This window comes from Alteraurantiacibacter palmitatis (assembly GCF_037154115.1).
In the GTDB taxonomy this organism is placed as follows: domain Bacteria; phylum Pseudomonadota; class Alphaproteobacteria; order Sphingomonadales; family Sphingomonadaceae; genus Alteraurantiacibacter; species Alteraurantiacibacter palmitatis.
The window spans coordinates 17,609-31,023 of record NZ_JBANRO010000014.1 but is presented as its reverse complement, the minus strand read 5'-3'; the positions used below and the strand labels follow the sequence as shown (position 1 = coordinate 31,023).

The window sequence follows — 13,415 nt, the reverse complement described above, 5'->3', positions numbered from 1 at the left end:
TTGCCTTCCTAAAACATACGCATTTTGCCGTCAGCCGGCGGGCGGAGCCTGTGTCTCGCAGGCTCCGCCCGCGGGTGAGCGGTCACTCTGCCGGCATGGCGGCAGACTTGTCCTTCTTCGAACCCAGCAGCGATTTGAGCGCCAGCTTGTCGAGCAGCGAGCCCGACTTGCCTTCCGCCTTTTCATCGGCCGCGCCCGCTTCGCCTGCGCCAAGGATGGCGCCTGCGATATCGCGCATGACCTGGGCCGACTTGGCGCTCTTGTTCGCCTCGGCAAAGGTCTGGCCCAGCTTGGCGGCGTTCACCGCGGCCTTCTGGTCGAGCGGGATCATGAAATTGATCTTGCGTTCGATCGAGGCTTCGAAATCGGCCTTTGAAATCTCGCTGCCGCTGGTCTGCATCCGGTTGCACACGATCATCGGCGTGGCACCGGGCGCATTGCTCTTCAGCCACGACAGGATGCGGATCGTGTCGCGCGCGGAGGCCAGCGTCAGCTCGGTCACCAGCGCCACCACATTCACTTCCGTCAGCAGATGCGGGAAGTTGATCAGCATATTGCGCGGCAGGTCGATCACCGTCATTTCGAACGACTGGCGGAATTCCTCCTCCAGCTGCAGGAAAGCGGTGCCGTCGGTCATCAGGGGCGCGTTGATCGGGGCCTCGGCGCTCATGATCGCCAGCCGGTCGTTCGCGCGGATCATGGCGCGTTCGATGAACAGGCCGTCGATGCGGCTGGGATTCTCGATCGCGTCGGTCAGGCCGCGGCCCGGTTCCAGATCGAGGCTGAGCGCCCCGGTGCCGAAATGCACGTCCAGGTCGAGCAGCGCGGTGGAGCGCTGGTGCTCCATCGAGAACAGCCAGGCGAGCGAGGTTGCCAGCGTGGATGCCCCGACCCCGCCGCGCGTGCCCACGATTGCGGTGGCGATGTGCGGCTTGTCCCCGTCGCCATCGGCATGGCGCGGGGCGGAAAACACCGCCTGCGCATTGGTCAGCGCGTCGCGCAGCTGCGTGGCCGACAGCGGCTTGAGCAGATAATCGTGAATGCCGCTGGCCAGCAGATCACGGTACAGCCGCACATCGTTGACCTGGCCGGTGGCGATCACCACCGTGCCCGGTTCGCACACTTCGGCCAGCGCGTTGATGTCGTTCAGCGGGTCGCCGCTTTCGGACAGGTCGACCAGCAGGATGGCCGGGCTGGCCGAGATCGAGAGCGACTGCACCGCGTTGCGCAGACCGCCCTTGTTGCACTTTTCCGGTGCCCAGCCCATTTCGACCACCACCGGACGCAGCACATCGAGCGCGGCCTCGTCGCAGATATAGGCGGCAAAGGGATCCCGGTTGCCCATGGGCCCTGATTTCCAAGGAGCGTTCATAGCATTAGTTCCCCGTGTCCTGGCTGGATACTTGGTTCAGGCCGCTCGCGCCGGTCGGGGCCTGCTCGCGATAGGACTGGATGGCCTTGGTCGAACTCATCACCACCGTCTCGCCCGTGCCCGCGGCCCCTGCCAGCAGATGCTGCGGATCGGCCACCATCGCGGCATAATTGCTGTTCACCGCGCAGCCGAACCCGGCCGAGGTGTGATTGCCCAGATTGCCCGACGCATTGCCGTGCCAGTTGGGGCAATTGGGCACATAGGCGGTGGAGCGCGTCACCACCACGCGGACAAAGCCGGGGTCCAAATAGCCGACCGTGACCGGCGCGCCGTTTTCCAGCAGCAGGCCATAGCGGCTGGCGAGAGCGGCAACATGGCCGCGCACGCCGTCATTGGCCATCGGATCGTCAATCGAAATCCGGTCGCCGTAACGCAGGCCCAGCGCTTCGAACCATTGGGCAAGGCGCGCCTGTTCGGGCACGGTCAAACCGCTTTGCGTGGCGCGCAGGTCGAGCGTGAGGTTCTGGCTCTGCACCACTGGCTGGTTGACGCTGTTGAGCGAGGTGTTGAAGGTTCCCTTGGGCGCAGTGCAGGCGCCAAGGCTGGCCACGAGGGCGAGGGCAATGGCCGTGGCGGCGGTGCGCGTCATACGATGGGTCATGGCAATCACCTCTCTCAATTCAGGCTGAAGCCGGGGGCAGCAGCACCGCCGGCCAGCGCTTCGCCGCCGTGGTCGATGATGCCGATGGCCGGGTTGGCAGGGGCAGGATCAGCCGCGCGCGGCATGGGGCGCAGTTCGCCCGATACGCCATTATGCTCGCGGTTGAGCAGGAACTGTTCCGCTGCCGTCGCCGCGCGGAAACCGTCGGTGGGCAGGCGGATGTCACGGTCGTTGACCGGCTGCACCAGATAGGGCGTGACGACAATCACCAGCTCGGTCTCGCCGCGGCGGAACTCGGTGGAGCGGAACAGATTGCCCAGGATCGGGATTTCGCCCACACCCGGTGCGCGGTCGATGGTGTTCTGCGCGCTGTTGCTCAGCAGGCCGGCGATCATGAAGCTCTGGCCCGAACCCAGCTCGATCGTGGTTTCGGCGCGGCGGATGGTCAGGGCCGGAACCTGGAAGCCGTTGAGCGTCACCGCCCCCTGGCTCGACAGTTCGGACACTTCCGGCCGGACGCGCAGCGAAATGCGGCCGTTTGCCAGCACCGTGGGTGTGTATGCGAGGCTGACGCCGTAATTCTTGTATTCGATCGTGGTGGTGCCCAGACCCTGGCTCAGCGGGATCGGGAACTCGCCCCCGGCCAGAAACTCGGCCGTCTCGCCCGACAGCGCGGTGAGGTTGGGCTCGGACAGCGTCGTCACCAGCCCTTCGCGTTCGGCCATGTCGAGCGCCGCGCCGATATCGAGGCCCAGCAGGCGGCCCACCCCGCCCAGCGTGGTGCCAGGGGAAATCGGGTTGATCGAGGTGCCGTCCACCTCGATGAACTGGCCGGGATTGTTCGGATCGGGGATCAGCACTTTCAGTTGGTTGCCCACGCCCGTTGCGCTGCCCGGTCGGAATGTCGGGGCAAAGCCGGGGCGACCCTGGCCGATGCCGAACTGGAAGCCGCCCGTGCCGTCAATCGTGGTAAGATTGGCGCCAAGCTGGCGCACCAGCGACCGGCTCACTTCGGCAAAGCGCACCCGCAGATTGACCTGCAGCGGCGTTGCCATGCGCAGACGCGAGACGACATTGGTGTTCTCGCCCACGAAGGCGGAAACGAGCCGCTCGGCCTCGGCCGCGTCTTCCGGGGCGGCCACGGTGCCGGTCAGCAGCACGGTGTTGGTGCCCATCGTGGCGACCTGGATATTGGCTTCAGGCATGGCGAGCGAGAGCATCTGGTCGATGCTGTCGATGTTGGAACCGACGCGCACATTGGCCGACCAGATGATGTCGCCTGCCGCGTTGCTGGCATAGATCGTGGTGACCCCGCCCGACAGGCCCATGACGAAGAGCTGGCGCTGCGATTTCACCTGCACATCGGCAATCTGTTCATTGGCGACGAAGATGTCGGCCATATTGCCGGGCACATTGATCAGCTCGCCGCGGCCGATCGAGAGGACGATGTCCTGCGCCGGGCTGACGATCGACTGGGCGTGCGCGATGCTGGCAGGCACGGCGGCCAGCGGGGCCAGCGCGCAAGCCGCGCCAAGTACGGTCTTGAGAAGGCGGGTCTTCATGGTCTTGCCTCTCGACTGGGATCCGCCTGCGGGCTGCGATCCGGTGGAGTTGTGGTGAAAGTGGGTTGCGATCAGGTCGGTCATGGCGGTCACCGGGCGATCACCGGGTTCCCGTGGTGCGAGCCACGGGCACTTCGGTGGTGTCCTTTCCGCGCGTTACGCGGACCACGGGGCCCGCGGGCCGGGCGGGCTGGGCTGCGCCGCCGGGAACGCTGGGCATCCCGAAATTGGCCGGAGCCGGGGCCGCGCTGGCGTTGTTGTTGCCGCCCATTGCCGGCATGGTGCGGCGCTGGAAGCGCGACACATCGCCGCCGGTCACATAGGTGGTGGCCCCATCGCGCGGGCGGGAGACGACCTGGCGCAGGATGCGTTCCTCGTCCTGGCGGGTGGCTCCTGCGGGCATTTCCACATCGCCTGCGGCAATCGCGCGGTCGAGTTCGGCCTGGTTGTCCGCGATCGAACGCAGCGACAGGCTGAGCGTACCGATGGTCTGCGCAACCGAGATCTTCTCGGCAATGCGCGGCGTCACTTCCAGCGTCACCGTGCGGAAGGCGCGCACCACGGTGCGGCCGTCTTCGGTGGTGGTGGTTTCGGTGGACTGGTCGGTGGCCAGCACGCGCAGATTGGTCAGGATCGTCTCGGCAGCGCGCAGGCCCTGGCCTTCCTCGCCCTCGACGGTCTGCGTCAGCACCAGATCGACCCGGTCGCCCGGAAAGACGAAGCCGGCAACGCCCGTGCGGGCCGACACCGGCACTGTCACCGCACGCATACCCGGCCCCAGCGCCGCCGCCAGAAAGCCGCGATCGCCCGGAGCCACCAGCGAGCCTTGCGTCACCGGTTCACCTGCGGTGATGGGATGGCGCACCACGGTGCCAAGCAGCGTGTCCATATTGGCTTCGCCGTCGATGAAATAGGCATCCTGCACCAGTTCTTCGGGCCACAGCTGGAAGCCGATGGCATCGGCGGTGATGATCGTGCCCACGGGCAGGGCGCGCTTGGCGACCAGAACCTTGGGGCCTTGCGGTTCCACCGGGGCCGCTTCCACCTGAGGGGCGGCCGCGCCGGCGAACATACTGCGTGCGGCAAGGGCGGTACCGATCGCGATGACCAGCGCCCCCATCAGCAGAATGAGCTTTTTCTTGTCCATGGTGCGTCAAGCCCCCTTAGTGGTCCGTAACGGAAAGTTCAGTTGTGTCCGGATTACAGGCGATTGGTTAAAATGCGGTTCACCCCGAAAGGCCGGGAATGGCCGACTGGGGAATGTAGAAGCTGGCGATCACCCACAGGCCCGCGGCGGAAATCGCCACGCCATAGGGGATGGCGATCCGGTCCTTGCGGCGGCGCATCACGTGCCAGGCGCCAAACACCAGCGTCAGCACCCCGCCCAGCAGGGCCATCATCACCACAAGCTTGAGGAAATGCGCCGGCGCGATCCACAGGGCCAGCGCGGTGAGCAGCTTCACATCGCCCCCGCCCATTGCCTTCAGGGCGAACAGGATCGAGAGCAGCAGGAACGTCGCCACCGCGACGCCGATCTGCATCGCCACGCCCGGCCACAGCGACAGGCCATTGGCAAACCAGAACACCGGCGCGCCCAGCGCAATCGCGCCGTTCAGCCAATTCGCGATGCGGCGGCTCTTGAGATCGGTGAAAGCCGCCACCAGCAGGCCAATTGCCAAGGCCGCCAGCAGTGCATACTTGATCGGTTCGTCCAGCATTCTAAGTCCCCGAGAAACCCCTGGACTTCGCTGACTAGCGGGGATCACTTACCAAAAAGTAACCAAGCGCAGGAGGCTGATATTCAGCACAGCGACCAGAAGCCGGCATCTGCGTTTGACAGGAGGGCCATTCCGGCAGGCGCGGTGGAGCGTGTGTGGCCCGCGCCCGACGGGCATCCCGTCCGCGTGATCGACTGGCCCGCGCCCGCTGGCGAAGGCGCGGCGCGCGGGCACATTCTGTTCTTGCCCGGACGCGGCGATGCCTATGAAAAATATCTGGAAACCTTCGACCATTGGCGGCTGCAGGGCTGGCAGGTGAGCGCGGCGGACTGGCGCGGGCAGGCCGGATCGGGGCGGCTCGGCGCCGATCCCGTCACCGGCCATATCGACGATTTCGGCATCTGGATTGCCGATCTGGCCGCGCTCTGGAGCGATTGGGCCGCAGGGAAAAGCGGCCCGCTGGTGCTGGCGGGCCATTCGATGGGCGGGCATCTGGTGCTGCGCGCGGCGGCCGATGGCGTGCTGTCCCCGGCGCCGGCCGCGCTGATCCTCTCCGCGCCGATGTTGGATGTCGCCCCCTATTGGGTGCCGCTCTGGCTGAAGGAAACGCTTGCACGCGCGATGGTGCGCGCAGGCGATCCGCGTCGCCCGGCTTGGAAATGGAGCGAGAAGCCCGGCGAATTGCCGCAAGGACGCGGCGCCCTGCTGACGCACGATCCGGCGCGCTATTCGGACGAGGCGTGGTGGCGCGCGGCGCGGCCCGAACTGGTGATGGGGCCGGGAAGCTGGGGCTGGGTGGCGGCGGCTTCGCGTTCCATGCGGCATCTGGCGCAGCGGAGCATACTTGCGAAGGTGACCATGCCGGTGATGCTGCTTTCCACGCGCGGTGACAGGCTGGTATCGCCGCCCGCCATACGCCGCGCCGCCGCGCGCCTGCCGCAGGTGACCTTCCTCCAATTCGGCCCCGAAGCCGCGCATGAAATCCTGCGCGAGGCCGATCCGGTGCGGAACAAGGCGCTGGCGGCGATCGATGGCTTTCTGGACGGGCTGGTTAACGCGTGATTGACCATACCGACTTTGCGGTGATCGGCGCCGGGATTGCCGGGGCCAGCATCGCGGCTGAACTTGCGCCGCATGGCAGCGTTCTGGTGGCAGAGGCAGAGCGGCATCCCGGTTACCACACCACCGGGCGATCCGCCGCCTTTTGGGAAGAATGTTATGGCGGGCCGGGCGTGGTGCCGCTCACTCTGGCATCGGGCGCGTGGCTGCGCGAAGGCGGTTTCCTGCGCGAACGCGGTGCGCTGTATATTGCCCGCGCCGATCAACTTGGCCTCCTCGATTCCTTCGAACAGACCTTTGCCGGAACGGGCGTGTCGATCACCCGCATCGCCCGCGCCGGGATGGAACGGCTGGTGCCGGGCTTACAGCAAGGCTGGGTCGAGGCGATAAGCGAACCGCAGTGCGCCGATATCGACGTGGCCGCGCTGCACCAGCATTATCTGACGCAGGCGCGGCAGGGTGGCGCGCAGATTGCAACCGGCCACCGCCTGATCGCGGCGGAACGGCGTGGCGGGTTGTGGCACTTGGCATTCGAACAGGGCGGGCAAGCCACCGCGCGCGTCCTCGTCAACGCGGCGGGGGCATGGGCGGACGAGGTGGCGCAGATCGCGGGCGGGCAGGCCATAGGCATTACCCCGCTGCGCCGCACCGTGGTGCAATTGCGGGTCGATCCGCCCGTGCATCCCGGCCTGCCGCTGGTGCTGGGAATTGACGGGTCGTTCTATTTCAAGCCTGAAAGCGGGCGCATCTGGCTCAGCCCGCATGACGAAACGCCCAGCCCGCCTTGCGATGCCGCGCCCGAGGAACTGGATGTGGCCCATGCCATCGCCCGCTTCGAACGGGTGATCGCCTGCCGGATCGCCGCGGTGGAGCGCAAATGGGCGGGCCTGCGCAGCTTCGCGCCCGACCGGTTGCCGGTCTATGGCTGGGATGGGCAGGCCGAAGGGTTCTTCTGGTTTGCAGGCCAGGGCGGTTTCGGCATCCAGACCGCGCCCGCCGCCGCGCGCCTTGCCGCGCAGATCGCCACCGGGCGCGGTGCCGATGCGATGACGCAAGCCATTGACGCGGCTGTTTACTCTCCGCAGCGCTTTGTCTAGCCTGCCCATACCGACAACCACCGGGGATGCAGTGAAATGGCTCACAAGTTCGAAATCTACAAGGACAAGGCGGGCGAGTTCCGCGTTCGCTTCAAATACAATTCGGAAGTGATGTTCTCGACCGAAGGCTATGCGAGCAAGGCCAGCGCGCAGAACGCGATTGATTCGATCAAGAAGAACGGCCCCGACGCGCCGGTCGAAGACAACAGCTAAGCGGGGATTGCGTCAAGCGGGATTGCGGCCTGCCTCGTCTGCGGCATCGCTGGCGAGGCGGTCCACCCGCTCATTTTCCGGGTGGCCGCTATGGCCGCGCACCCATTCCCAGCTGACCCTGTGCCGCTGTGTCGCCTCGATCAGATCGTGCCACAGATCGGCATTCTTTACCGGCTGCTTGCTGGCATTGACCCAGCCGCGCTTTTTCCAGCCGTCGATCCATTTCGTCATGCCGTCTATTACATAGCGGCTGTCGGTGTGAATGGTCACCTCGCACGGCTCGATCAGGGCGTTGAGCGCGCGGATCACCGCGGTCATTTCCATGCGGTTGTTGGTGGTCTGCGCCTCGCCGCCGGCCATTTCCTTTTCGTGCCTTCCCATGCGCAGCAGCACGCCCCAGCCGCCGGGGCCGGGATTGCCCTTGCAGGCCCCGTCAGTGAAGATGTCGACGCGCTTCATGCGTTGAACAGCGCGGGCCCCTGCGCGGCGTAGAAATCCAGCCGCCGCACGAAATCCATCGGATCCTTGCGCGTCACCAGGGCATCGGCGGGCGTATCCAGCCAATCCTGCGCGCGGCTGGAGACGAAGCGCAAGGCTGCCGCCTGTGCCAAAATTGGCATGGCTGCGCGCTCGGCAGCTTCCAGCAGACGCACTTCCTGATATCCGGCCAGCAGCGCCGCGCCCACATCGCCGCGAAAATCGCGCCCGCCTGCGGCAAAGCTCCACGCCGCGTGCGTCACCGCCAGATCATAGGCCATCGCATCGTTGCAGGCGAAGTAGAAGTCGATCAGCGCGGAAACCTCGTCCCCGCGCATCAGCACATTGTCGGGGAACAGGTCGGAATGGATCACCGATTGGGGCAGGCCCTGCGGCCAGTCCGCCGCGATCCGCGCGGCGATGGCGATGGTGGCGGGCAGGGCCGGGTCGATCAGCGCCAGCTTCTGCGCCCCGCATTCGGCCAGCACCTTTGCGGAGGCATCCGCCCCCAGCGCATTGGCGCGGGTTTTGGGAAAATCCATGGCTGCCAGATGCATCTGCGCCAGCACGCGGCCCACCGCGTGTGCCTGCGCGGGGGATGGCAGATCGACCGAGACGCCGGGCAGAAATTCGATGAGAGCGACCGCCTTGGGGCCGATCCAGCGGAAGCTGGCGCCATCGCGGTCGTGGATCGTGCGCGGCACCGGGCACCCTTTGGCCGCCAGATGATCGAGCAGGTCGAGAAAGAACGGCAGATCGGCAAGGTCGATCCGGCGTTCATACATGGTCAGGATGAAGCGCGCGCCGCCCGATCCGCTTCCCGTCGTCTCGATCAGCCAGTTGGAATTGGACACGCCTTCGGCAATGCCCTTGGCGCTGACGAGCTGGCCGACATCGTAATGGCCGATCAACTGTTCGAGATCGGCCGAGCTAAGCTGGGTATAGACCGCCACGAAAGCGCCTATTCCGTGAGCTGGCGCGGCAGCTTGAAGATCATGTTTTCCTCGGCCGTCAGCACCGGCTCCTCCGTAATGGCACGCCATTCGCCCAGCCGCGCCACTACTTCGCGCACCAGCGCTTCAGGGGCGGAAGCGCCAGCGGTGAGGCCGACGGTGGCGACATTGTCCAGCCAGGCCGGATCGATTTCCGATGCCCGCTGTATCAGCCGCGCGGGCGTGCCGCAGCGTTCAGCCACTTCCACCAGCCGCAGCGAATTGGACGAATTGGGCGCGCCGATCACCAGCACCAGATCAGCCTTGGGCGCGATGGCCTTCACCGCCGCCTGCCGGTTGGAGGTGGCGTAGCAGATGTCTTCTGCCTTTGGCGCGACGATATCGGGAAAGCGCGCCTGCAAGGCGGCGATGATATCGGCAGTATCGTCCACCGACAGGGTGGTCTGTGTCAGGAAGGCGAGCGGACGTCCCTGCGGCACGGCAAGGGTTGCGACATCATCGACCGTTTCCACCAATGTCATCGCGCCATCAGGCACCTGGCCGAACGTGCCGATGACCTCGGGGTGGCCCTTGTGCCCGATGAACAGGATATGCCGCCCGGCCTCGATCTGGCGTTCGGCCTGCCGATGCACCTTGGACACCAGCGGGCAGGTCGCATCGACATAAATCATCTGCCGCCGCTCCGCCTCTTCCGGAACGCTTTTGGGCACGCCATGCGCGGAAAAGACCACCGGCACGCCTTCGGGCACCTCGTCCAGTTCCTCCACGAAAATGGCGCCCTTGGCCTTCAGCCCGTCCACCACGAACCGGTTATGCACGATTTCGTGGCGGACATAGACCGGCGCGCCATACCTTTCCAGCGCCCGCTCCACGATCTCGATCGCGCGGTCCACCCCGGCGCAGAAGCCGCGCGGCGCGGCAATCAGGATGTTGAGCGGCGGCAAACCGGCCTTCGCCGCCGTTTCGGGAAATGGCGTTTCGGGAAATGGAGCGTTCATATCCATGGCACTAGCGGTTGTCGCGGGATAGCGAAAGGGGTAGGGGCAGCATCTTGAAAAGGACACAAGGATCCGGAATGACCCTGCGTATCGTATCGGTTGCCGCCATCGCCGCCATCGGCCTTGCCGGTTGCAAGACTTCCGGCGACCTGGTGGTGCAGCAAGGCGTGGGCATTACGGCCGTGCGCACGGCCTGCCCGGCGGTGGGTATTGCCGACTATACGGGCGACATCACCCTGTTCTCGCCCGCCCACGCCACCACCGCCGATGCAATTGATGTGACCGCGATCATCACCAATGTGCGCAGCACCTGCACCGAATCGGCCGCCGAAGTGCAGACCAATGCCACGTTTGAAGTGCAGGCATCGCGCCGCAACACCAATGGCGCCCGCACCGTGGAGCTGCCCTATTTCGGCACCGTGCTGCGGGGCGGGGATTCGGTTGTGGCCAAGCGGCTGGGCACGGTCACGGTGAGCTTTGCCGATGGGCAGGCCCGCGCCAGTGCCAGCGGCACGGCAGGCGCCGTGGTCAACCGGGCCGAAGCGACACTGCCGCCGGAAATCCGGGAACGCATCACGCGCACCCGCCGCGCGGGCGACACGGACGCCGCGATCGATCCGTTGACCCTGCCCGAAGTGCGCGCGGCCGTTACCCGTGCCACGTTCGAACTGCTGATCGGCTTCCAGCTGACCGACGATCAACTGGCCTACAACGCCACCCGTTAGGCTTGCGCTTCACTGCGGGGCGCAGCCGCGCCTTCCGTTTGCGGGTCAAACCGGCTAACGGCGCAGGCCATGACTGATGTGAACACGCTTTACGCCGCCTTCTCGGCCCGGATCGACGCTGTGCTTGCCGCGCTGGAAGCGGAAGGCCGACTGCCTGCGGGAATTGCGCGCAGCCATGTGAGCGTGGAACCGCCGCGCGATCCCGCGCATGGCGATCTTGCCACCAACGCCGCGATGGTGCTGGCCAAGCCTGCCGCGACCTATCCCCGCGCATTGGCAGAACTGATCGTGGAAAAGCTCGCCGCCGATCCCGCGATCACCAGCGCCGAGATTGCCGGGCCGGGCTTTATCAATCTGCGTCTCGCCCCTGTAAACTGGCTGGAGGAACTGGCCGCGATTGCCCGGCTGGGTGCGGATTACGGCCGTTCCGCCATGGGTCAGGGACGGCGGGTGAATGTCGAATATGTCTCCGCCAACCCCACCGGCCCCATGCATATGGGCCATTGCCGCGGCGCGGTGGTGGGCGATGCGCTGGCCGCCTTGCTCGAATATGCCGGGCATCAGGTGATCCGCGAATATTACGTCAATGATGCGGGCAGCCAGGTCGATACGCTCGCGCGCTCGGCGCACCTGCGTTACCGCGAGGCACTGGGCGAGGTGATCGGGGACATTCCGGCGGGAATGTATCCGGGCGAATATCTGGTGCCGGTAGGGCAGCGTCTGGCGGACAAGTTCGGTGCCAGATATGTCGGCCAGCCCGAAAGCGAATGGCTTGCCCTGTTCAAGGCCGAAGCCGTGGCCGCGATGATGGACCAGATCCGCGCCGACCTCGCGCTGCTGGGCATCACGCACGATGTCTTTTCGTCCGAGGCCGAATTGCAGGCCGCCGGAAAGCCGGAAGAGGCGGAAAAGTGGCTGCGCGCGCATGATCTTGTGTATGACGGCGTGCTCGAACAGCCCAAGGGCAAGGTGCTCGACGATTGGGAGCCGGTGGCACTGCCGCTGTTCCGTTCGACCAAGTTCGGCGACGATCAGGATCGCCCGATCCGCAAGAGCGACGGCAAGTGGACTTACTTCGGCGCCGATCTCGCCTACCATATGCAGAAGGCGGAAACCGCTGATGAATTGATCGACATCTGGGGCGCGGACCATGCGGGCACGGTCAAGCGAATCAAGGCGGCGGTGGCGGCGCTTTCCGAAGGGCAGGGCAAGCCGATCCCCTTTGATGTGAAGCTGGTGCAGATGGTGCAATTGCTGCGCAATGGCGAACCGGCCAAGATGTCCAAGCGCAGCGGCAATTTCGTCACCATTGCCGACATGGTGGAGGAAGTGGGCAAGGATGTGGTCCGCTTCACCATGCTGGCGCGCAAGCCCGAAGCGCAGATGGATTTCGACTTTGCCAAGGTGGTGGAAGCCAGCAAGGACAACCCCGTATTCTATGTCCAGTATGCCCATGCGCGTATCTGTTCGATCCTGCGCAAGGCGGCGGCGGAAAACCGTGCTCCTTCGGACGCCCATCTCGATCTGCTGGGCGCGGACGATCTGGCGCTGGTCAAGCTGGCGGCGCAGTTCCCGCGCGAGGTGGAAGCCGCCGCCAAGGCGCGCGAACCGCACCGCATCGCCTTCTATCTCTATGATCTGGCGGCCGCTTTCCATGCCTACTGGAATCTGGGCAATGACGATGCGGAAAAGCGCGTCATGGTGGCACATTCCCCGGATCTGACACAGGCGAGGCTTTTCCTGTGCGTGCAAATCGGGCAGGTAATCCGCAACGGGCTCGCCCTGCTGGGCGTGGAGGCGGTGGAGGAATTGTAAGTGATGCACATGGCGGGCGGGGAGCATGACGGCTCCGACGAAAACGTGCACGACGATGCCTATGAGGCGGGTGAGCAATTGCGCCTTACTTCGGACGAGGATGATGCGCTGCCCTGGCTCGAATCCGACGAAGAGGAGGAAGAGCCGGCAAGCGATTACCGCATCCTGATCTTCGCCGCGCTGGCGGTGGCAGCGCTTGCCGCGATCCTGTTTTCGGCCAATCACTTCCTCTCGCGGCAATCGGCTGGCGATGCCGTTCCCGACGGCAGCACGATTGCTGCGCCTGAGGAGCCGTACAAGGAGCGCCCCGAAAATCCCGGCGGCAGCGAAGTGGCGGGCACCGGCGACATGAGCTTTGAAGTGGGCGAGGGGCAGCGCCGCGAAGGGCGCATTGCCGGCGACGCGCCTGCGCCTTCGATCGATGTGGAGGCCGCGCCAACTGCCGCGCCAACGACTGGTGCTGGCCCTGCTGCCACCCCTGCGCCTGCCCGCGCCGCCACGGGCGTGGGCGTGCAGATCGGCGCCTATTCCACCCGCGCCGCTGCCGATGCGGGCTGGAGCCAGCTTTCGGGCCGCTATTCCGCGTTGCAGGGTCTTGGCCACCGCGTGGTGGAGGGCACTGCCGACAGCGGCACGATCTTTCGGCTGCAGGCAATTGCCAGCGATGTGGAGGCCGCCAATGCGCTGTGCCGCTCCATCCGCAACGCCGGGGGCGATTGCCAGGTGAAGCGGTAAGCCGGCCCGACGCACTGTCCACATGAACGC

14 protein-coding genes are annotated in these 13,415 nt (G+C 65.8%); 6 read left to right on the top strand and 8 right to left on the bottom strand.

Annotated features, from left to right (window positions below):
• Nucleotides 1-82: 82 nt before the first annotated feature.
• The 5 genes from WFP44_RS15000 to WFP44_RS14980 form a co-directional block, all read right to left on the bottom strand.
• Complete coding sequence (locus WFP44_RS15000; RefSeq protein ID WP_336927451.1) at nucleotides 83-1,372, bottom strand: pilus assembly protein CpaE; 1,290 nt, start codon at nucleotides 1,370-1,372, stop codon at nucleotides 83-85.
• Nucleotides 1,373-1,376: 4 nt separating this feature from the next.
• The gene (locus WFP44_RS14995; RefSeq protein ID WP_336927450.1) at nucleotides 1,377-2,033 is read right to left on the bottom strand and encodes a CpaD family pilus assembly protein; all 657 of its coding nucleotides are present in this window, start codon (nucleotides 2,031-2,033) and stop codon (nucleotides 1,377-1,379) included.
• A 14-nt stretch (nucleotides 2,034-2,047) separates the two neighbouring features.
• Nucleotides 2,048-3,595 (bottom strand): type II and III secretion system protein family protein, encoded by a 1,548-nt coding sequence (locus tag WFP44_RS14990; protein WP_336927498.1) that lies wholly within the window; start codon nucleotides 3,593-3,595, stop codon nucleotides 2,048-2,050.
• A 100-nt stretch (nucleotides 3,596-3,695) separates the two neighbouring features.
• The gene (cpaB, locus tag WFP44_RS14985) at nucleotides 3,696-4,742 is read right to left on the bottom strand and encodes a Flp pilus assembly protein CpaB (RefSeq protein WP_336927449.1); all 1,047 of its coding nucleotides are present in this window, start codon (nucleotides 4,740-4,742) and stop codon (nucleotides 3,696-3,698) included.
• A 79-nt stretch (nucleotides 4,743-4,821) separates the two neighbouring features.
• Nucleotides 4,822-5,313, bottom strand: coding sequence for an A24 family peptidase (locus WFP44_RS14980; protein ID WP_336927448.1), 492 nt, complete (start codon nucleotides 5,311-5,313; stop codon nucleotides 4,822-4,824).
• Between the two features lie 153 nt (nucleotides 5,314-5,466).
• On the opposite strand from WFP44_RS14980, the gene WFP44_RS14975 reads away from it, so the two are divergent.
• The 3 genes from WFP44_RS14975 to WFP44_RS14965 are packed head-to-tail and all read left to right on the top strand — an operon-like array spanning nucleotide 5,467 to nucleotide 7,682.
• Nucleotides 5,467-6,375, top strand: a complete 909-nt coding sequence (locus tag WFP44_RS14975; protein ID WP_336927447.1) for an alpha/beta hydrolase — start codon at nucleotides 5,467-5,469, stop codon at nucleotides 6,373-6,375.
• Nucleotides 6,375-7,469, top strand: coding sequence for an NAD(P)/FAD-dependent oxidoreductase (locus WFP44_RS14970; protein WP_377923099.1), 1,095 nt, complete (start codon nucleotides 6,375-6,377; stop codon nucleotides 7,467-7,469). The genes WFP44_RS14975 and WFP44_RS14970 overlap by 1 nt, the downstream gene beginning before the upstream one ends.
• A 36-nt stretch (nucleotides 7,470-7,505) precedes the next feature.
• A complete protein-coding gene (locus WFP44_RS14965) occupies nucleotides 7,506-7,682 on the top strand; it encodes a YegP family protein (protein ID WP_336927445.1) in 177 nt (58 codons plus the stop codon).
• Nucleotides 7,683-7,694: 12 nt separating this feature from the next.
• On the opposite strand, the gene rnhA is transcribed toward WFP44_RS14965, so the two are convergent.
• From rnhA to ispH, 3 genes are read right to left on the bottom strand one after another with little or no spacing between them, the layout of a single operon-like run.
• Nucleotides 7,695-8,141 (bottom strand): ribonuclease HI, encoded by a 447-nt coding sequence (rnhA, locus tag WFP44_RS14960; RefSeq protein ID WP_336927444.1) that lies wholly within the window; start codon nucleotides 8,139-8,141, stop codon nucleotides 7,695-7,697.
• Complete coding sequence (gene thrB, locus WFP44_RS14955) at nucleotides 8,138-9,112, bottom strand: homoserine kinase (protein ID WP_336927442.1); 975 nt, start codon at nucleotides 9,110-9,112, stop codon at nucleotides 8,138-8,140. The genes rnhA and thrB overlap by 4 nt, the downstream gene beginning before the upstream one ends.
• Nucleotides 9,113-9,120: 8 nt before the next feature.
• Complete coding sequence (ispH, locus tag WFP44_RS14950; RefSeq protein ID WP_336927441.1) at nucleotides 9,121-10,110, bottom strand: 4-hydroxy-3-methylbut-2-enyl diphosphate reductase; 990 nt, start codon at nucleotides 10,108-10,110, stop codon at nucleotides 9,121-9,123.
• A gap of 77 nt (nucleotides 10,111-10,187) precedes the next feature.
• Between ispH and WFP44_RS14945 the strand changes: the two genes are divergently transcribed.
• From WFP44_RS14945 to WFP44_RS14935, 3 genes are all read left to right on the top strand, one after another.
• On the top strand, nucleotides 10,188-10,835 hold the full coding sequence (locus WFP44_RS14945) for a hypothetical protein (RefSeq protein ID WP_336927439.1): 648 nt from the start codon (nucleotides 10,188-10,190) through the stop codon (nucleotides 10,833-10,835).
• A 69-nt stretch (nucleotides 10,836-10,904) separates the two neighbouring features.
• Nucleotides 10,905-12,650 carry an arginine--tRNA ligase gene (argS, locus tag WFP44_RS14940; RefSeq protein ID WP_336927438.1) on the top strand — a complete coding sequence of 582 codons (1,746 nt, stop codon included), beginning with the start codon at nucleotides 10,905-10,907 and terminating at the stop codon, nucleotides 12,648-12,650.
• A 3-nt stretch (nucleotides 12,651-12,653) separates the two neighbouring features.
• Nucleotides 12,654-13,385 carry an SPOR domain-containing protein gene (locus WFP44_RS14935; RefSeq protein ID WP_336927497.1) on the top strand — a complete coding sequence of 244 codons (732 nt, stop codon included), beginning with the start codon at nucleotides 12,654-12,656 and terminating at the stop codon, nucleotides 13,383-13,385.
• Nucleotides 13,386-13,415 lie beyond the last annotated feature (30 nt).